This window comes from Sphingomonas bacterium, from assembly GCF_028289855.1.
Classification (GTDB): Bacteria; Pseudomonadota; Alphaproteobacteria; order Sphingomonadales; family Sphingomonadaceae; genus Sphingomonas.
Genome location: NZ_JAQGKZ010000058.1, coordinates 44,633 through 61,481, shown reverse-complemented (window position 1 = coordinate 61,481; position 16,849 = coordinate 44,633). Strand labels below are relative to the sequence as shown.

Below are 16,849 nucleotides of genomic sequence, written 5' to 3'. Positions count from 1 at the left end.
GTAAGGGCAGCGCACATCGTCAGCCCGAAGGACTTGGCACCCCGTTCATGCGCATCGCCATTGCGTCCGATCACGCCGCCGTCGCCTTGAAAGCGACGCTCGTCGCGTGGTTGCGTGACGCCGGTCACGACGTCGCCGATCTGGGCCCGCACGACACCGCGAGCGTCGATTATCCCGATTACGGTTACCAGCTTGCGCGCGCGATCGCGGCTGGTGAAGCCGAGCGCGGCATCGCCTTGTGCGGATCGGGGATCGGCATTTCGATCGCGGTCAATCGCGAGCCCGCGTGCCGCTGCGCGCTAGTCGGCGAACCCCTTTCCGCTGGCCTGGCTCGCGAACATAACGATGCCAACGTCCTCGCGATGGGCGCCCGCCTGACCGGCGAAGGTATGGCAATCGCGTGTCTGCGAGCCTTTCTCGACACCCCCTTCGCCGGGGGCCGCCACCAGCATCGCGTCGACAAATTGTCGGCCAGGGAGCCCGTATGAGCACCAATCCAACCGCACTTCACGACGTCCAGCCGGACGGTTTCTTCACCCGCGGCCTCGCCGAAGCCGACCCGGCGGTGTTCGCCGGGGTCGAGCATGAACTGGCGCGCGAGCAAAACCAGATCGAGCTGATCGCGTCGGAAAATATCGTCTCCAAGGCAGTGCTCGAAGCGCAAGGATCGGTGTTCACCAACAAATATGCGGAAGGCTATCCGGGCAAGCGTTATTACCAGGGCTGCCACCCGTCGGACGAGGTCGAGCAGCTGGCGATCGATCGTGCCAAGCAACTCTTCAACTGCGGCTTCGCCAACGTCCAGCCGCATTCGGGGGCGCAGGCCAACGGCGCGGTGATGCTCGCGCTGACCAAGCCCGGCGACACGATCATGGGTCTGAGCCTCGATGCGGGCGGGCACCTGACGCATGGCGCCAAGGCCGCGATGTCGGGCAAATGGTTCAACGCGGTGCAATATGGCGTCACCGCCGACACGCACCTGATCGATTTCGACGAAGTGCTCGCCAAGGCGAAGGAGCATCGCCCCAAGCTGATCATCACCGGCGGCAGTGCCTATCCGCGCCAGATCGACTTCGCCAAGTTCCGCGCGATCGCCGACGAAGTGGGCGCGCTGTTCATGGTGGACATGGCGCATTTCGCCGGGCTGGTCGCGGGCGGGGTCCACCCGACCCCGTTCGGCCATGCGCACGTCGTCACCACGACCACGCACAAGACGCTGCGGGGCCCGCGCGGCGGGATGGTGATGACCGACGACGAGGCGATCGCCAAGAAGATCAACTCGGCGGTGTTCCCGGGATTGCAGGGCGGTCCCCTCATGCACGTCATCGCCGCCAAGGCGGTCGCGTTCGGTGAGGCGCTGCGCCCCGATTTCAAGCTGTATTCGGCTGCGATCATCGAAAACGCCAAGGTGCTGGCGGCGACGCTCAAGGAACGCGGGTGCAACCTCGTCTCGGGCGGCACCGACACGCACCTCGCCTTGGTCGACCTCACTCCGCTCGGCGTCACCGGCAAGGATGCCGACGAAGCGCTCGAACGCGCGGGCATCACGTGCAACAAGAACGGCATCCCCAACGACCCATTGCCGCCGGTCAAGACAAGCGGCATCCGCGTCGGCTCGCCCGCCGGCACGACGCGCGGATTCGGGCCTGCAGAGTTCCGCGAGATCGGTAATATGGTCGCCGATGTGCTCGACGGACTGGCCAAAAATGGCGAGCAGGGCGATGCTCAGATAGAATCCGTTGTGCAGCAGCGTGTTAATACGCTATGTCACCGTTTCCCGATCTATCAAGGACTGTAGTGATGACCGAGAATCTGACCCGCATGTGCCCGCATTGCGACGCCGCTTTGGCCGAGGGCGCGAAATATTGCTCGAGCTGCGGCGCGTTCGTCGCGGGCGATGGCGAGAGCACGCTCGAATCGGCCAAGGCCTTTGTGAAGAACACCGCCGCCGAGGCCGAGCAGGCCGCGCGCGGGCTGATGAAGGACGAGAATGCGCAGAAGATCGCCGGCGGTGCCGCGATCGGTGCGGTGGCCGCGATCCTTTTGCCGATCTCGATGGCGACCGGCGCGATCATCGGCGGCGGCATCATGGCGTATAACCGCTTCGCCAAGAAGGCGTGATCCGATAGGGTCCGTGTTCTAGCAGTTAGGATACGGACCCCAGATGCGTTGCCCGTTTTGCGGACATGAAGACAGCCAGGTAAAGGATTCGCGGCCAACCGAGGACGGCGCCGCGATCCGCCGCCGGCGGCAGTGCGAGGGATGCGCGGCGCGCTTCACGACGTTCGAGCGGATTCAGTTGCGCGACCTCGTTGTGCTGAAGAGCGAGAACAAGAAGGAGCCGTTCGAGCGCGAGAAACTGCTCCGCTCGATCGAGATCGCTACGCGCAAACGCCCGATCGAGCCGGTGCAGATCGAGCGGCTGGTATCGGGCATCCAGCGCCAGCTGGAGACGTTGGGCGAGGCCGAGATATCGTCGAAACGGATCGGCGAATTGGTGATGGACGGGCTCAAGGGCCTCGATTCGGTGGCGTATATCCGCTTCGCCAGCGTCTATCGCGATTTCAGCGAAGCTAGGGATTTCGAGGAGTTTGCGGGCAACGTGAGCGAAATGGGGAAGGACTGAAGCCCCCACCGTCATCCCCGCGAAAGCGGGGACCCATCTCCCGAACGTGCAACAAACTTAGCGGTTGAGATCGAACCAGAGATCGCGCCAATCGGGATTATCGCGCTCGATCAATTGAATCTTCCACGCCCGCTCCCACTTTTTGACCGCCTTCTCGCGCGCAATTGCGCCAACGATTTCGTCGTGCGGTTCGACACAGACCAGCTTGTCGATCCCATACTACGCGCAGAATTTGCTGCCTGTGCCCGCCTTATGTTGGACCATCCACGATCCGATGTCCGCGCAGACGCCGGTGTAGAGCGCGCCGTTCTTGCGGTTGGCCAAGATATATACGTAGCCGCCGCGCATGCAGTGCGTTCAGGAGATGGGTCCCCGCTTTCGCGGGGATGACGACTGAAAGTGTGTCGTTGCGAGCCTCGTCACGCCGCCTTGCGCAACTCCAACCGGCCCCAGATCTCGGCCAGCGCCTGAGTCAATTCGCGCATCATCGCCTCGTCATGCGTCGGCCCTGGCGTGAAGCGCAGCCGTTCGGTACCGCGCGGCACCGTGGGGTAATTGATCGGCTGGACGTACACGCCGTATTCGGCGAGCAATATGTCGCTGATCTTCTTGGCCTTGACCGGATCGCCCACCATCAGCGGCACGATATGCGTGTCGCCCGGCATCACCGGCAGGCCGGCGTCCGTGAACAGCGTCTTGAGCATCGCCGCCGACGCCTGTTGCGCCTCGCGCTCAGCGGCCGAGGCCTTGAGGTGGCGCACGCTCGCGAGCACGCCCGCGACCAGCACCGGCGACAGGCTGGTCGTAAAGATGAACCCCGGCGCGTAGCTGCGAATGACGTCGATTATGGTCTGGTCGGCGGCGACATAGCCCCCCATCACTCCGAACGCCTTGCCCAGCGTGCCCTCGATGATCGTCAGCCGGTCGGCGACGCCGTCGCGCTCGCTGATGCCGCCGCCGCGGGGACCGTACATCCCGACCGCATGGACTTCGTCGCAATAGGTCAGCGCGTTGTACTGGCCGGCGAGGTCGCAGATCGCCGTGATGGGCGCTATGTCGCCCTCCATCGAATAGACGCTCTCGAACGCGATCAGCTTGGGCAGGTTGGGGTCTTCGGCGGCGAGCAGTTCCTCGAGATGCGCGAGGTCGTTGTGCCGGAACAGCCGCTTTTCGCAGCCCGAATTGCGGATGCCCGCAATCATCGAGGCGTGATTGAGTTCGTCGGAAAAGATCACGCAGCCCGGGAGCAACTTGCCGAGCGTCGCCAGCGTCGCTTCGTTCGAGACGTAGCCCGACGTGAACAGCAACGCGCCTTCCTTGCCGTGCAAATCGGCGAGCTCGCGCTCGAGATCGATATGATAATGCGTGTTGCCGCCTATGTTGCGCGTGCCGCCGCTGCCCGCGCCGACATCGTGCAGCGCTTCCTCCATCGCCGCGATCACCTTGGGATGCTGGCCCATCGCGAGATAGTCGTTCGAACACCATACGACGATCGGCTTGGGGCCGTTGTGCCCGGCAAAGCAGCGCGCATTGGGATAGGCGCCCTTGTTGCGCAGGATGTCGACGAAGACGCGATACCGCCCCTCGGCATGCAACCGGTCGATCGCCTGCGAGAAGACGTGGGCGTAATCGACCGGGCGCGAAGTGACGGAATCGCTCATGGTGATTTGCCCGTTAGCGCGCCTTGCCGCGCATTTCCATCGATTATCCGTGCAAAATTCGCGGACGGAATTGCTCTGCGTCAGTGAGAATGACTTGTTACGCTGCTATATCGAGTCGTCGGCTGGCGAATGCGCGGCCGGCCGAGAGCGATTGCTCCCGCCATTCTTGCCGGAGCCGAACGATGACCGATCAGAGCAACTCGCCGGGCCATGACCGTGATTATCTCGCTCGCCGCGAAGCGCAGGAGCGCGCCGCTGCGGAGCATGCCCCCGATCCCGCCGCGCGCCGGGCCCATGAGATGCTGGCAGACCGCTATGCCGAGCGCCTTCGCCCGGCGATGCCGCCGGTCGGCTAAAGAGCTTCCGGCTCGCCGAACCCGCGTGCAGCAAGCAAGGACGCTATTCGCCGCTCGCGATCGCCAAGGCGCGTAAACACCAGCCGGTCCGGCTGATGCGCCACCGGCCAGTCCTGATCTTGCGTGAGGTACGCGACGCGGCGCGCGATCCCGGCGGCGCCATCGATAAAGCGAACGGGATGTGGCGCGACCGCGATCATTTCCTCTTCGAGCAACGGGAAATGCGTGCAGGCATTGACCACGACGTCGATCCGGTCGCCGCCCGACTGGTCGAACAGGCCGCTTAGTTCCGCCGCCACGCGATCCAGTGACGGGGCAACGCCGGCCAATGCGCCCTCGGCCAATTCGACCAACACCGCCGAGCCGTGGCGCAGCACGAGGCAATCGCTCGCGAATCGCGCCGCGAGGTCATCGACATACGGCTGGCGCACCGTCGCATCGGTGCCGAGCACGCCGATCACGCGAGTCACGCTCATCTCGGCGGCGGGCTTGATCGCGGGCACCGTGCCGACGATCGGGACGTCGAGCGCGGAGCGGACGTGGCTTAGCGCGATCGTCGAGGCGGTGTTGCACGCGATGACGATCAGCCGCGGGTCGTACCGCTCCGCCAGCCGGCCGAGCAACGCCGGCACGCGCGCAGCGATCTCCACCTCGCCCTTGGTGCCATAGGGAAACCCCGCCGAATCGGCGACGTAGACGAGGCTTGCGCTTGGCAGCAGGTCGCGCACCGCGCCAAGCACCGACAGCCCGCCGACACCCGAATCGAACAACAGGATCGGCCGGTCTTTCATGCCGCGGGGCTGTGGACCGGCCCTGGCGTGTGATCAAGATCAGTGGCGGTGCCACGTCGGTTGTTCTATATTCGCAACGACAGGGGGTGACGCTTTGCCGACCGAGTATCTGTGGGGGCCGCCCGCGGCGGCGATGCTGCTGGGCTATCTGCTCGGCTCGATCCCGTTCGGGGTGATCCTGACGCGCGCGTTCGGCGCGGGCGACCTGCGGAGCATCGGGTCGGGCAGCATCGGCGCGACCAATGTCCTGCGCACCGGGCGTAAAGGGCTGGCATTGGCGACGGCGGTACTGGACGGCGCCAAGGGCGCCGCGGCGGTATTGCTCGCCGCTTGGCTGTTTCCCGGCCACGAAGTGCCCGCCGCGGCCGCCGCGCTGCTGGGGCACCTATACCCGATCTGGTTGCGGTTCCGCGGTGGCAAGGGGGTGGCGACATTGATCGGCATCTGCCTAGCATTGCACTGGCCGATCGTCGTCGTGTTCGCGGTCGTCTGGCTGGGGCTGTTCGCGGTGTTGCGCATCTCGTCGGTCGCCGGAATGGCCGCCGCGGCGTCGACCCCGCTCGCCGCCGCCTGGTTCGAACGGTTCGATCTCGTCCCGCTGCTGATCGCGCTGGCGCTGTTGGTGTTGTGGAAACATCGCGCCAATATCGACCGCCTGCTCCAGGGCACCGAGCCGCGCTTCGGCGGGGGCAAGGCCAGTGAGGCACAAGATTGAGCGACCCGCGAATCGCGCGGCTGCGGCTGGTCCGCACGCCGACGATCGGGCCGATCACGTATCGCCAGTTGCTCGCGCGCTTCGACAGCGCCGAGGCGGCGATCGAGGCACTGCCCGACATTGCCGCGCGCGGCGGCGGGCGGGCGCCCAGAGTGATCGACGCCGGCACGGTCGAACGCGAGATCGCCGCGGTCGAGAAGCTCGGCGCGCGTTACGTGTTCCTCGACGATGCCGACTATCCGCCGCTGCTCGCCGAGCTCGACAATGCGCCCGCGGCGATAACGCTGCGCGGCGACATCGCGCTGACCCGCCGCACCGTCGTCGCGATGGTCGGCGCGCGCAACGCCTCGGCCGCGGCGTGCCGCTTCGCGCGTGGGCTAGCGGTCGAACTGGGGCGTGAGGGCGTGGTGGTGGTGTCCGGTCTGGCGCGGGGGCTCGACACCGCCGCGCATACCGGATCGCTCGCCACCGGCACGATCGGCGTGATCGCCAGCGGGATCGACATTTCCTTCCCCCCGGAAAATCGCGCGTTGCAGGAACAGGTCGCGAGCGAGGGCCTGCTGATCGCCGAACAGCCGCCCGGCATGGAGCCGCTGGCGCGCAACTTCCCGCATCGCAACCGAATCATCGCCGGACTGGCGCTCGGCACCGTCGTGGTCGAGGCCGCGCCCAGATCGGGCTCGCTGATCACCGCGCGACTTGCCAATGAAGCGGGACGTGACGTCATGGCGGTGCCGGGCAGCCCGCTCGATCCGCGCGCGCAGGGCTGCAACCAGTTGATCCGCGACGGCGCGACGTTGGTCCAGTCGGCCGCCGACATCCTCGAATCGATCCGCCCGATCGACGCGCGATGGTGCGCAGCCCGGGCAGCGACTTCGCCGGCGTGCCCCCCGCCGATCCCGGCGACGGCGACCGCGCGGTCATCGCCGATTTGCTCGGCCCGGTGCCCGTCGCGACCGACGAATTGATCCGTCAGTCGGGGTTGCCGTCGGCGATCGTCGCGACGATCCTGCTCGAACTCGAATTGGCGGGCCGGCTGGAACGCCACGCCGGGGGGAGGGTGAGCCTGACATGACCGAAAAGCATGTGCGCTGGTTGTTTCGCGGCGCCGCGATCTACGGCGCGATCCTGTTGCTGCCGATCTATTTCCTCGAAAGCCGCGTCGCCGCGCCCGCCACGAAGCTAGCCGCCCCGGAGTATTTTTACGGCTTCATCGGCGCGGCGCTCTCGTTTCAGATTCTCTACTGGATCATCGGCGGCGCCCCGCGCCACTATCATCCGCTGATGCTGCTCGGCGTGGTCGCCAAGCTGAGTTTCTGGGTACCGACCGCAATCCTGTGGAGCATGGGCCGCACCGCCACGAGTACCTTCGCGCTGGTGTGCGGCGACTTGGCGCTGGCGGTCGCGTTTTTCGTCGCGTGGCGGAGCCTCCGCCGCGCCTGACGGTCAGCCGCGCAACTTGATATGCGCGGCGCGCAACGCTTGCGGATAGAGCAATTCGTTTTCGCGGCGGACTCGCCCGCGTAACCGCGCGAGCAGCCCCCGCGCCTCGTCGGCGAAACGCGCGGGCTCGGCGGCGATCGTGTCGGGCGCCGCCCAGCCGGCCAGCGCGGTCCAGTCGGCGGCAAGATCGCGAAACTCGTCGATCACGTCCTGCGCAGCGGCCGATGTCGCAATGTCGTCCCCGGCGATCAGCCGCGGATAGATCATGCTGTCTTCCTTGGCGAGGTGCGCAACCAGTTCGGTGCTCAACGTCGCGAAGGCATGGTAGATCGCCGCGCCGTCACCGCCATCGAGCGCCGCATCGAGCGCCGTACCATGGACAACCAGCCGGTCGTGCTCCGCCATCAGGGTATGATAATCCAGCATGAGGCCTGCCTATGGCATTGCCAGGTTAACGAGCCCTGCTTGCAATCGCCGCGCTTGACGCGGCCCGATAACCCTCCCCACCTTACACGCGTACACGTGAGGGGCTTTTTCCGGTCTTATGCAATTAGTCATCGTCGAATCGCCCGCCAAGGCGAAAACCATCGAGAAATATCTCGGGTCGGACTATCGCGTGCTCGCGAGCTACGGCCACGTCCGCGACTTGCCCGCGAAGGACGGGTCGGTGAACCCCGATGACGGCTTTGCGATGGATTGGGAAAATTACGCCGACAAGGCCAAGCAACTCAAGGCGATCACCGATCTTGCCAAGACCGCCGACCGCCTGATCCTGGCGACCGACCCCGACCGCGAGGGCGAGGCGATTTCGTGGCATGTTCAGGAAGTGCTCCGCAACCGCAAGGCGCTGCCCAAGGAAGTCGAGCGAGTCACGTTCAACGCGATCACCAAGGCGACGGTGACCGAGGCGATGAAGCATCCGCGTCAGCTCGACGAGGATCTGATCGACGCGTATCGCGCGCGCCGCGCGCTCGACTATCTGGTCGGGTTCACGCTGTCGCCGGTGCTGTGGCGCAAGCTACCCGGCGCCAAGTCGGCCGGCCGCGTGCAATCGGTCGCGCTGCGGCTGATCGTCGACCGCGAGCGTGAGATCGAGGCGTTCAGGGCGCAGGAATATTGGTCGGTCGCCGCAACGCTCGAGCAGGACGGCACGCCGTTCACCGCGCGGCTGGTCAAGTGGAACGGCGACAAGATCGATCGTTTGACGATCGGCGTCGAAGGCGACGCGCTCAAGGCCAAGGCCGATGTCGAGAATGGCCGCTTCACCGTCCAGTCGGTCGAGACCAAGCCCGCGACGCGCAATCCGCCGCCGCCCTTCACCACCTCAACGCTGCAGCAGGAGGCGGCGCGCAAGCTCGGTTTCTCGGCGAGCCACACGATGCGCGTGGCGCAGGGGCTCTACGAGGACGGCGCGATCACCTATATGCGCACCGACGGCGTGCAGATGGACGGCAGCGCGATTTCCGCCGCGCGGCATGCGATCACCAACCGCTACGACGCGAGCTACGTCCCCGACAAGCCGCGGCTGTACCAGACCAAGGCCAAGAACGCGCAGGAAGCGCATGAGGCGATCCGGCCGACCGATTTTTCGAAGGATCACGCCGGATCGGGCGACCATGGCCGGCTGTACGAGTTGATCTGGAAACGCGCGATGGCGAGCCAGATGGCGAGCGCGCGGATGGAGCGCACGACGATCGACCTGGCCGACGGGACGGGCCGCCACGGGCTGCGCGCGACCGGGCAGGTGGTGATCTTCCCGGGCTATCTCGCTTTGTACGAGGAAGGCACCGACGACAGCGAGGACGAGGACGGCCGCCGCTTGCCGCGGCTGCGCGACGGCGATGTGCCCGCGAAGCGCGAGGTCACCGCCGAGCAGCATTTCACCCAGCCGCCGCCGCGATTCTCCGAAGCAAGCCTCGTCAAGCGGCTCGAGGAACTCGGCATCGGCCGCCCCTCGACCTATGCCTCGACGATCCAGGTGCTCAAGGATCGCGCCTACGTCCACGTCGAGAAGAACCGCTTCTTCGCCGAGGAATCGGGCCGGCTCGTCACCGCATTCCTCGAACGCTTCTTCGAGAAATATGTCAGCTTCGATTATACCGCGGGCCTCGAAGACGAACTCGACGAGATTTCGGGCGGTCGCGCGCAGTGGCAGGCGGTGCTCGAAGCGTTCTGGAAGGATTTCAAGCCGCGCACGTCGGAAGTGATGGAGTTCAAGCCGTCCGAAGTGACCGCACAACTCGATACCTTCCTCGCGCCCTACCTCTTCCCTGAAAAGGCCGACGGCGGCGATGCGCGGCTGTGCCCCAATTGCGGCAAGGGCCAATTGGCGCTGCGCGGCGGCAAGTTCGGCGCGTTCATCGCCTGCTCGAATTATCCCGAGTGCAAATACACCCGCCGCTTCGCGCAAGGCGGCGCCGAGGGTGAAGACACCGGCCCCGAGGGGCTGGGCAAGGATCCGGTGACCGGCCTCGAAGTCGAGCGCAAGTCGGGGCGGTTCGGACCGTATATCCAGCTCGGCGAGGGCAAGGACGCCAAGCGCGCGTCGATCCCGAAGGATATTCCCGAACTCGATTTGGAATGGGCGCTCAAACTGCTGAGCCTGCCGCGTGAGGTGGGGGCGCATCCCGAGAGCGGCAATATGATCACCGCCTCGATCGGGCGCTACGGCCCCTATCTGGCGCACGACGGCAAATATGCGCGGCTGACCTCGACCGCCGAGGTGTTCGAAACGGGCATGAATGCCGCCGTGGTCAAGCTGGCCGAGGCGGCAGCGAACGGCGGAAGGCCCGCGCGTGGCAGCCAAGCGCCCCTCAAGGTGCTGGGCGCGCATCCGCGGACCGAGGCCGAAATCAAGCTGATGGAAGGGCGTTACGGCGCGTACGTCACCGACGGTACGACCAACGCGACCTTGCCCAAGTCGATCGACAAGGATGCGCTGACACTCGAGGAGGCCGCGCAACTGATCGACGCGCGCGCAGCGGCGGCGCCCACCAAGGGCAAGCGCAAGGCGCCGGTGAAGAAGAAAGCGCCGAAAAAGAAACCGGCGGCGAAGAAGTAGGCGTCACCCTGAACTTGTTTCAGGGTCCATGCGCAGCCGCATCCGCTAGCATGACGCCGGTGGTTCGCATGGATGCTGAAACGAGTTCAGCATGACGGGTTGGGGATTACGCAGCGCGGCGCGCCGTCTCGTTGAGGAACGCCCGGGCCGCCGCCTGCGCGGTCGCGATTTCGCGCGCGGTCATTTCGTCGGCGACCTCGGCGCGGCAATATTGCGCGGCTTCGTGGCCGCGAACCGCCGCCAGGTTGAACCATTTGTGTGCTTCGATCAGGTCGATGTCCGCCCCCGACGTGCCGGTCGAATAGACCACGCCGAGCTCGTAATAAGCGTCCGGATCGCCGCGCATCGCATCGCGCAATCGGCTCTCGATCAGAAACTGCGCATTCTTCAGGCTGCTGCCCATCGTGCCACCCCTTTATTCCCTTGGCTGGGGTCAGAGTGGGGCGACAGGGGTCAACAAATGGTTAACGCGATTTAACCGTGTTTTATCGCAAGGTTGTCGATCAGCCGCGTGCTCCCGATCCGGGCGGCGGCGAGCAGGCGGCGTGCTTGGCCCGGCACGGGGCCCCCAAGTGTCGCGGCATCCACCAGTTCGACATAGTCGGTGACGAACCCGGCCTCGGCCAGCGACGTCATGGCGGCGGCGATCGCGCCTTCCTCTCCGGCCTCGATCGCCCGCTTTGCCTCTGCGAGCGCGCGCGGCAGCGCCACCGCGCGCACGCGCTCGTCAGCGGAAAGATACGCATTGCGCGACGACAGCGCCAAACCGTCCGCCTCGCGCACAGTTGGCACGCCGACGATCTCCAACCCGAAGTCGAGATCGGCGACCATCCGCCGGATCACCGCGAGCTGCTGGAAATCCTTTTCGCCAAAGAACGCCGCGTCGGGCCGGACTTGATTGAACAGCTTCGCCACCACCGTCGCGACCCCGTCGAAATGGCCCGGCCGCGCCGCACCGTCCTGGCCGTCGCTGACCCCCGACACCGACACGTTGGTGGCGAACCCCGCCGGGTACATATCGTCCAACCCCGGCATCCATACCAGATCGCAGCCGTGCGCGGTCAGCAACGCGCTGTCGGCCGCGGCGGGTCGCGGATAGCGCGCCAAATCCTCGTTAGGGCCGAACTGCTTGGGGTTGACGAAGATCGACGCGACCACCTTTGCGCCCGTTGCCTTGGCTGCATCGACCAGCGCCATATGCCCCGCATGGAGTGCCCCCATCGTCGGCACCAGCGCCACGCACGCTCCGCCGGCCCGCAAGTCAGCGACCGACCGTCTCAAATCGGGCAGGCGATGCATGGTTTGCACGACGAAAGACCCTTCGGTAGAGGAGGCCAAGCCTGTAACGGGCGGGGGTCGGTTCAGGCAATAAGGTCCAACATCCGTGGCGAACGGCCGCAAGACACACACGATCGTTTTCGCCAACGAAAAGGGCGGCACCGGCAAGTCGACCACCGCGGTCCATGTCGCGATCGCGCTGCAGGCGCGTGGCGCGCGCGTCGCCGCGTTCGATCTCGATCATCGCCAGCGCACGATGACGCGATACTTCGAAAATCGCCTGGCGACCGAAAAGCGTACCGGGCGCGAGCTGCCCACCCCCAAATTCGCCGCGCACGATGGCGAGAGCCTGGCGCGGTTCGGCGAGGTGTTCGACGAACTCGACAAGGATGTCGATTTCCTGGTGATCGACACCCCCGGTCGCGACGACCGGTTCGGGCGGATGGCGGCGGCACGCGCCGATACCTTGGTCACGCCGATGAACGACAGCTTCGTCGATTTCGACCTGATCGGCCAAGTCGATCCCGACAGCTTCAAGGTCACGCGACCGAGCTTCTACGCCGAGTTGATCTGGGACGCGCGCAAAGCCCGCGCCAAATCGGACGGTGTGACGATCGACTGGGTCGTCCTCCGCAATCGGCTCCAGCATATCGAGGCGCGCAACATGCGCCGCGTATCGGACGCGCTCGACCAGCTGGCGAAACGCGTCGGGTTTCGCGTCATCCCGGGCCTTGGCGAGCGCGTGATCTATCGCGAGCTGTTCCCCAAGGGGCTGACGATGATCGACAGCCGCGAATTCGGCGAGATGGGCCTCAGCCACGTCGCCGCGCGCCAGGAACTGCGCGAGATGATGGCCGCGCTCGCGCTACCCGAGCCGGTCCTGCCGCTCTTCGCGTGACGTTCAAGCTGCTTCTCGCGCTGGCGGTCGCCATTACCGGCTGGTGGCTGTGGCAGGGACCGAAAAAGGTGCACACGTCCGGCAAGCGCCCGCAAGGCCCGCCGCCGCCCGTACCGCAACCCGCCGACCAGCTCGCCGCGCTGACATTGCTCGGGCTCGATGCGCGCGCCAGCGACGCCGACATCCGTGCCGCCCACCGCCGCCTGCTCCTCGCGGTGCACCCCGACCATGGCGGCTCGTCCGACCTGGCGCAACGCGTCAACGCCGCGCGCGATACGCTGTTGAAGCGTCAGGATTGAACTTTTCGCGCGGCTCGCCGATTGGACGCCGCATGACCCATCGTTTCGACCCCAGCTCGCTTCGCGAATACGACATCCGCGGGATCGTCGGCAAAACCCTCTCCGTTGACGACGCGCGCGCGATCGGCCGCGGCTTCGCCACCGTCGTGCGCCGCGCCGGCGGCACGCGAGTCGCGGTCGGGCGCGACGGGCGCACCTCGTCGCCCGATATGGAAGTCGCGCTGGTCGAAGGGCTGCTCGCTTCGGGCGTCGATGTCGTGCGCACGGGCATGGGCCCGACCCCGCAGCTATATTATGCCGAGGCCGAGCTGGAGGTGGATGGCGGCATCCAGATAACCGGCAGCCATAACCCCGCCGAGTATAACGGCTTCAAGATGGTCCTGCAGCACCGCCCGTTTTTCGGCGAGGACATCCAGAAGCTCGGCCACATGGCGGCGGACGGCGACTGGGAGGAAGGCGACGGCACCGCCAGCGACGTCGATATCGTCGATGACTATGTCGGGCGGCTGATGGCGGGTTATGCCGGCGGCGCCTACCGTATAGGGTGGGACGCAGGCAATGGCGCCGCCGGCCCGGTGATCGAGAAGCTGACCAAGTTGCTGCCGGGTGAGCATCATCTGCTGTTCACCGATGTGGACGGCAATTTTCCCAACCATCATCCCGATCCGACCGAGGAAAAGAACCTGGCGCATCTCAAGGCGCTGGTCGCCGAGAAGAAGCTCGATTTCGGTGTAGCTTTCGATGGCGACGGCGACCGCATCGGCGCGATCGACGGTGAGGGAAGGGTGATCTGGGGCGATCAGCTTCTGTCCATTCTGGCCGAACCTGTTCTGCGCGAACTGCCCGGCGCGACGATCATCGCCGACGTCAAGGCGAGCCAGGCGCTGTACGACCGAATCGCCGAACTCGGCGGCACGCCGCTGATGTGGAAGACCGGGCACAGCCTGATCAAGACCAAGATGAAGGAAACGGGGTCGCCGCTCGCGGGCGAAATGTCGGGCCACATCTTTTTCGCGCACGAATTCTACGGCTTCGACGACGCGCAATATGCCGCGGTCCGGCTGATCCGCGCGGTCCACATGATCGGCAAGTCGATGACCGAGATCAGAAGCGCGATGCCGGCGATGGTCAACACGCCCGAGATGCGCTTCCAGGTCGACGAGGCGCGCAAGTTCGCGGTGGTCGACGAAGTGCTCGACCGGCTCGAGACCGAAGGCGCCGACGTCAACCGCACCGACGGTGCGCGCGTGACCACGCCCGATGGCTGGTGGCTGCTCCGCGCGTCGAACACGCAGGACGTGCTGGTCGCGCGCGCCGAGGCCACGGACCAGCCCGCGCTCGACCGCCTGCTCGCGCAGATCGATGCGCAGCTCGCGGCGAGCGGGCTGGAGCGCGGACCGCAAGCGGGGCACTAGGAGTCGCTTTTCGGCGACCGAGCGCCCATCTTATCGTCATGGCATCCACGCCCTCGATCATCCGCGTTATCGACCTCGAAACCACCGGCGAAACCCCGGGCACGCATGGGGTGTGCGAGGTGGGCTGGCAGGACGTCGCGCTCGGCAAGGACGGGCGCTGGGAATTGCACGGCGAGGGTGGCAGCCGGCTGATAAATCCTGGCCGGCCGATTCCCCCCGTCACCCAAGCGATCCATCATATACTCGATGAGCAAGTCGCCGACGCGCCCTTATGGTTCGACGCCGCGCGGCCGGTGCTCGACCCCTATCCGCGCCGCCTCGCGCTCGCCGCGCACCGCGCCGATTTCGAGATGAAGTTCTGTACCCCCAATATGACTCACGGCGCCGATTGGATCTGCACGTGGAAGTGCGCGATGCGGCTGTGGCCCGACAGCCCGAGCTTTTCGAACCAGGTGCTGCGCTACTGGCGCAAGCCCGAGGGGATCGACCACGAGCGCGGGCTGCCCGCGCACCGCGCGTTTCCCGATGCCTATGTGACGGCGTTCCACCTGCGCGACATGCTCAACGAAGCGTTGGTCGCGCAATTGCTCGAATGGTCGAACCAGCCCGGGCTATTGCCGCGCGTCCGCTGGGGGCCCGACCGCGGCAAGGACTGGACCGAGATTTCGGTAGCCAGCCTGACCGGATTCCTGACCGACCGCGATCCCGATGTACGATTCACCGCAGAGACCGAGGTCGCCCGCCGGCGCGGCGGCGGGGCGGTCGGGCGACCCAATCTTCAGGGTATGTTGTTGTAGTTAGAAATCGACCGCGATGCCCTTGAGCGTCCAGTCGCCGTAGCGCGTCGGATCCTGGCCGAGCGGGTCGTCCTTTGGCGTCTCGGCCTTTTCGGGCTTAGGCACAGGGGGGCTGGGGGTCAGATAAGCGGGCGGTTTGACGTGCGGCGGGCGGGGCATCGTTCCTCCGAAAGCAGCGCGCAATTGCGATGCGCGTCACAACCGTCCAGATGGGCCGGTGATGACCGGTCTTCAAGCATGAACCAGCCCCACGCTGGCGGGCTCCCGCCCGGCGTCGCCGCGCGCCAGGCGGCGCTACGGCTGCTCGACGCGGTGCTGCGGCGGGGCGAAACGCTCGAACAGGCCGGCGGCCGCGCGCTCGCCAGTATTCGCGCCGATAACGACCGCGCGCTGGCGCGGGCGATCGCCGCCGAAGTGCTGCGGCATCTCCCCGATATCGACGCGCTGATCGATTCGGCGACGCAGCGTCCGTTGCCGCATGACGCCAAGGCCCGTTTCGTGTTGCGTATCGCGCTCGCGCAAATGCTCGCGCTCGGCACGCCGAGCCATGCCGCGATCGCCACCGTGCTGCCGCTGGTCGACGGCGGCCCGCGCAAGCTGGTTCATGGCGTGTTCGGCACGCTCAGCCGGCGCGGCGTGACCTTGCCCGATCCGCCCGCGCTGCCCGCCGACACCGCCGGCCGCTGGGCCGAGCAATGGGGCGCCGACATGGTCGATGCGGCGCGGCGCGCGATGGCGACCCCGCCGCCGCTCGACCTGACGTTGCGCGGCGCGCAGGGCCCGGAGGGACAGCAACTGCTCCCCGGCCACCGCCGCTTGCCGCGCGGCACCGCGATCCCCGAACTCCCCGGCTACGGCGAGGGCGCGTGGTGGGTGCAGGACATCGCCGCGTCGATTCCCGCGCGACTGCTGGGCGCCGGCGCCGGCACCGCGATCGACGCTTGCGCCGCGCCCGGTGGCAAGACGATGCAGCTCGCCGCCGCTGGCTGGGACGTCATCGCGATCGATATCGCCGAAAGTCGTCTTGCGCGACTTCGCGCCAATCTCGACCGCACGCATTTGTCGGCGGACATAATCGCGGAAGACGCGACCAAATGGAGTCCGGCCGCGCCGGTCGATGCCGTCCTGCTCGACGCACCGTGCAGCGCGACGGGTATCTTCCGCCGTCACCCCGACGTCATCCACCGCATCCATTCCGCCTCGATCGAGCAGATGACCGATCTTCAGCGTCATTTGCTCGCGCACGCAGCGGGCTGGCTCAAGAAGGGCGGCAAGCTGGTTTATGCCACTTGCTCGCTCGAACGCGCCGAGGGTGAAGATCAGGCCGAAGCCTTCCTGTCGGCCAACAAGGATTTCGCTGTGGATCCGGTCCGCGCCGACGAGCTTCCCGCCGCCATCGCGCCGACAGCCAAGGGCTGGGTCCGCATCCTGCCCGGCGCGCTTGAGGCGGAAGGCGGCTGCGACGGCTTCTTCATTGCCCGATTCGCGCGGGCTGGCTAACAAACCACC

Annotated in this window: 19 protein-coding genes and 1 pseudogene; 14 read left to right on the top strand and 6 right to left on the bottom strand. The window is 66.4% G+C overall.

What is annotated here, in order from left to right:
• The first annotated feature begins 47 nt into the window (after positions 1–47).
• The 4 genes from rpiB to nrdR are packed head-to-tail and all read left to right on the top strand — an operon-like array spanning position 48 to position 2,626.
• Complete coding sequence (gene rpiB, locus JWM94_RS06285; RefSeq protein ID WP_299423662.1) at positions 48–488, top strand: ribose 5-phosphate isomerase B; 441 nt, start codon at positions 48–50, stop codon at positions 486–488.
• Entirely contained in the window at positions 485–1,798 is a 1,314-nt protein-coding gene (glyA, locus tag JWM94_RS06280) for a serine hydroxymethyltransferase (protein ID WP_299423658.1), read from the top strand. Before rpiB ends, glyA begins: the two co-directional genes overlap by 4 nt.
• Positions 1,799–1,800: 2 nt before the next feature.
• The gene (locus JWM94_RS06275; RefSeq protein WP_299423654.1) at positions 1,801–2,121 is read left to right on the top strand and encodes a zinc ribbon domain-containing protein; all 321 of its coding nucleotides are present in this window, start codon (positions 1,801–1,803) and stop codon (positions 2,119–2,121) included.
• A 43-nt stretch (positions 2,122–2,164) separates the two neighbouring features.
• Positions 2,165–2,626 (top strand): transcriptional regulator NrdR, encoded by a 462-nt coding sequence (gene nrdR / locus JWM94_RS06270; protein ID WP_299423650.1) that lies wholly within the window; start codon positions 2,165–2,167, stop codon positions 2,624–2,626.
• Between the two features lie 419 nt (positions 2,627–3,045).
• Here nrdR and hemA read toward each other — a convergent pair whose 3' ends face one another.
• Entirely contained in the window at positions 3,046–4,287 is a 1,242-nt protein-coding gene (hemA, locus tag JWM94_RS06260) for a 5-aminolevulinate synthase (protein ID WP_299423647.1), read from the bottom strand.
• 182 nt (positions 4,288–4,469) lie between these two features.
• Between hemA and JWM94_RS06255 the strand changes: the two genes are divergently transcribed.
• Positions 4,470–4,643, top strand: a complete 174-nt coding sequence (locus JWM94_RS06255) for a hypothetical protein (protein ID WP_299423643.1) — start codon at positions 4,470–4,472, stop codon at positions 4,641–4,643.
• Here the strand turns inward: JWM94_RS06255 and murI are convergent.
• Positions 4,640–5,434 (bottom strand): glutamate racemase, encoded by a 795-nt coding sequence (gene murI / locus JWM94_RS06250; RefSeq protein ID WP_299423639.1) that lies wholly within the window; start codon positions 5,432–5,434, stop codon positions 4,640–4,642. The two genes, JWM94_RS06255 and murI, sit on opposite strands and share 4 nt — an antisense overlap.
• A 133-nt stretch (positions 5,435–5,567) precedes the next feature.
• Here murI and plsY point away from each other — a divergent pair, with 133 nt between their 5' ends.
• The 3 genes and pseudogenes from plsY (at position 5,568) to JWM94_RS06235 (ending at position 7,592) form a co-directional block, all read left to right on the top strand.
• Positions 5,568–6,149, top strand: a complete 582-nt coding sequence (gene plsY / locus JWM94_RS06245) for a glycerol-3-phosphate 1-O-acyltransferase PlsY (protein ID WP_299423777.1) — start codon at positions 5,568–5,570, stop codon at positions 6,147–6,149.
• Positions 6,146–7,224: pseudogene (gene dprA, locus JWM94_RS06240) on the top strand (DNA-processing protein DprA). Before plsY ends, dprA begins: the two are co-directional and overlap by 4 nt.
• Positions 7,221–7,592 (top strand): hypothetical protein, encoded by a 372-nt coding sequence (locus JWM94_RS06235; RefSeq protein ID WP_299423636.1) that lies wholly within the window; start codon positions 7,221–7,223, stop codon positions 7,590–7,592. The pseudogene dprA and the gene JWM94_RS06235 overlap by 4 nt, the downstream one beginning before the upstream one ends.
• Positions 7,593–7,595: 3 nt before the next feature.
• Here the strand turns inward: JWM94_RS06235 and JWM94_RS06230 are convergent, their stop codons facing one another.
• Positions 7,596–8,018, bottom strand: coding sequence for a hemerythrin domain-containing protein (locus tag JWM94_RS06230; protein ID WP_299423633.1), 423 nt, complete (start codon positions 8,016–8,018; stop codon positions 7,596–7,598).
• A 118-nt stretch (positions 8,019–8,136) separates the two neighbouring features.
• Between JWM94_RS06230 and topA the strand changes: the two genes are divergently transcribed.
• Positions 8,137–10,653 (top strand): type I DNA topoisomerase, encoded by a 2,517-nt coding sequence (gene topA / locus JWM94_RS06225; protein ID WP_299423630.1) that lies wholly within the window; start codon positions 8,137–8,139, stop codon positions 10,651–10,653.
• 106 nt (positions 10,654–10,759) lie between these two features.
• Here the strand turns inward: topA and JWM94_RS06220 are convergent, their stop codons facing one another.
• Together JWM94_RS06220 and panC are read right to left on the bottom strand one after the other, a co-directional pair.
• The gene (locus tag JWM94_RS06220) at positions 10,760–11,056 is read right to left on the bottom strand and encodes a hypothetical protein (protein WP_299423626.1); all 297 of its coding nucleotides are present in this window, start codon (positions 11,054–11,056) and stop codon (positions 10,760–10,762) included.
• A gap of 71 nt (positions 11,057–11,127) precedes the next feature.
• Positions 11,128–11,961 carry a pantoate--beta-alanine ligase gene (gene panC / locus JWM94_RS06215; protein ID WP_299423621.1) on the bottom strand — a complete coding sequence of 278 codons (834 nt, stop codon included), beginning with the start codon at positions 11,959–11,961 and terminating at the stop codon, positions 11,128–11,130.
• Positions 11,962–12,037: 76 nt separating this feature from the next.
• On the opposite strand from panC, the gene JWM94_RS06210 reads away from it, so the two are divergent.
• The 4 genes from JWM94_RS06210 to JWM94_RS06195 are packed head-to-tail and all read left to right on the top strand — an operon-like array spanning position 12,038 to position 15,340.
• Entirely contained in the window at positions 12,038–12,829 is a 792-nt protein-coding gene (locus JWM94_RS06210; protein WP_299423618.1) for a division plane positioning ATPase MipZ, read from the top strand.
• Entirely contained in the window at positions 12,826–13,128 is a 303-nt protein-coding gene (locus tag JWM94_RS06205) for a J domain-containing protein (protein ID WP_299423613.1), read from the top strand. The genes JWM94_RS06210 and JWM94_RS06205 overlap by 4 nt, the downstream gene beginning before the upstream one ends.
• A 32-nt stretch (positions 13,129–13,160) precedes the next feature.
• Positions 13,161–14,543 carry a phosphoglucomutase/phosphomannomutase PgmG gene (gene pgmG / locus JWM94_RS06200; protein ID WP_299423609.1) on the top strand — a complete coding sequence of 461 codons (1,383 nt, stop codon included), beginning with the start codon at positions 13,161–13,163 and terminating at the stop codon, positions 14,541–14,543.
• A 38-nt stretch (positions 14,544–14,581) separates the two neighbouring features.
• Complete coding sequence (locus tag JWM94_RS06195) at positions 14,582–15,340, top strand: exonuclease domain-containing protein (protein WP_299423605.1); 759 nt, start codon at positions 14,582–14,584, stop codon at positions 15,338–15,340.
• Here JWM94_RS06195 and JWM94_RS06190 read toward each other — a convergent pair whose 3' ends face one another.
• Positions 15,341–15,499 (bottom strand): DUF1674 domain-containing protein, encoded by a 159-nt coding sequence (locus JWM94_RS06190; RefSeq protein ID WP_299423602.1) that lies wholly within the window; start codon positions 15,497–15,499, stop codon positions 15,341–15,343.
• A 78-nt stretch (positions 15,500–15,577) separates the two neighbouring features.
• On the opposite strand from JWM94_RS06190, the gene JWM94_RS06185 reads away from it, so the two are divergent.
• On the top strand, positions 15,578–16,840 hold the full coding sequence (locus JWM94_RS06185) for a transcription antitermination factor NusB (protein WP_299423598.1): 1,263 nt from the start codon (positions 15,578–15,580) through the stop codon (positions 16,838–16,840).
• Positions 16,841–16,849 lie beyond the last annotated feature (9 nt).

Coding starts and splice junctions, on each gene's coding strand:
- rpiB (WP_299423662.1), top strand. CDS start 48: ATGCGCATCGCCATTGCGTCCGATCACGCCGCCGTCGCCTTGAAAGCG.
- glyA (WP_299423658.1), top strand. CDS start 485: ATGAGCACCAATCCAACCGCACTTCACGACGTCCAGCCGGACGGTTTC.
- JWM94_RS06275 (WP_299423654.1), top strand. CDS start 1,801: ATGACCGAGAATCTGACCCGCATGTGCCCGCATTGCGACGCCGCTTTG.
- nrdR (WP_299423650.1), top strand. CDS start 2,165: ATGCGTTGCCCGTTTTGCGGACATGAAGACAGCCAGGTAAAGGATTCG.
- hemA (WP_299423647.1), bottom strand. CDS start 4,287: ATGAGCGATTCCGTCACTTCGCGCCCGGTCGATTACGCCCACGTCTTC.
- JWM94_RS06255 (WP_299423643.1), top strand. CDS start 4,470: ATGACCGATCAGAGCAACTCGCCGGGCCATGACCGTGATTATCTCGCT.
- murI (WP_299423639.1), bottom strand. CDS start 5,434: ATGAAAGACCGGCCGATCCTGTTGTTCGATTCGGGTGTCGGCGGGCTG.
- plsY (WP_299423777.1), top strand. CDS start 5,568: ATGCTGCTGGGCTATCTGCTCGGCTCGATCCCGTTCGGGGTGATCCTG.
- JWM94_RS06235 (WP_299423636.1), top strand. CDS start 7,221: ATGACCGAAAAGCATGTGCGCTGGTTGTTTCGCGGCGCCGCGATCTAC.
- JWM94_RS06230 (WP_299423633.1), bottom strand. CDS start 8,018: ATGCTGGATTATCATACCCTGATGGCGGAGCACGACCGGCTGGTTGTC.
- topA (WP_299423630.1), top strand. CDS start 8,137: ATGCAATTAGTCATCGTCGAATCGCCCGCCAAGGCGAAAACCATCGAG.
- JWM94_RS06220 (WP_299423626.1), bottom strand. CDS start 11,056: ATGGGCAGCAGCCTGAAGAATGCGCAGTTTCTGATCGAGAGCCGATTG.
- pgmG (WP_299423609.1), top strand. CDS start 13,161: ATGACCCATCGTTTCGACCCCAGCTCGCTTCGCGAATACGACATCCGC.
- JWM94_RS06195 (WP_299423605.1), top strand. CDS start 14,582: ATGGCATCCACGCCCTCGATCATCCGCGTTATCGACCTCGAAACCACC.
- JWM94_RS06190 (WP_299423602.1), bottom strand. CDS start 15,499: ATGCCCCGCCCGCCGCACGTCAAACCGCCCGCTTATCTGACCCCCAGC.
- JWM94_RS06185 (WP_299423598.1), top strand. CDS start 15,578: ATGAACCAGCCCCACGCTGGCGGGCTCCCGCCCGGCGTCGCCGCGCGC.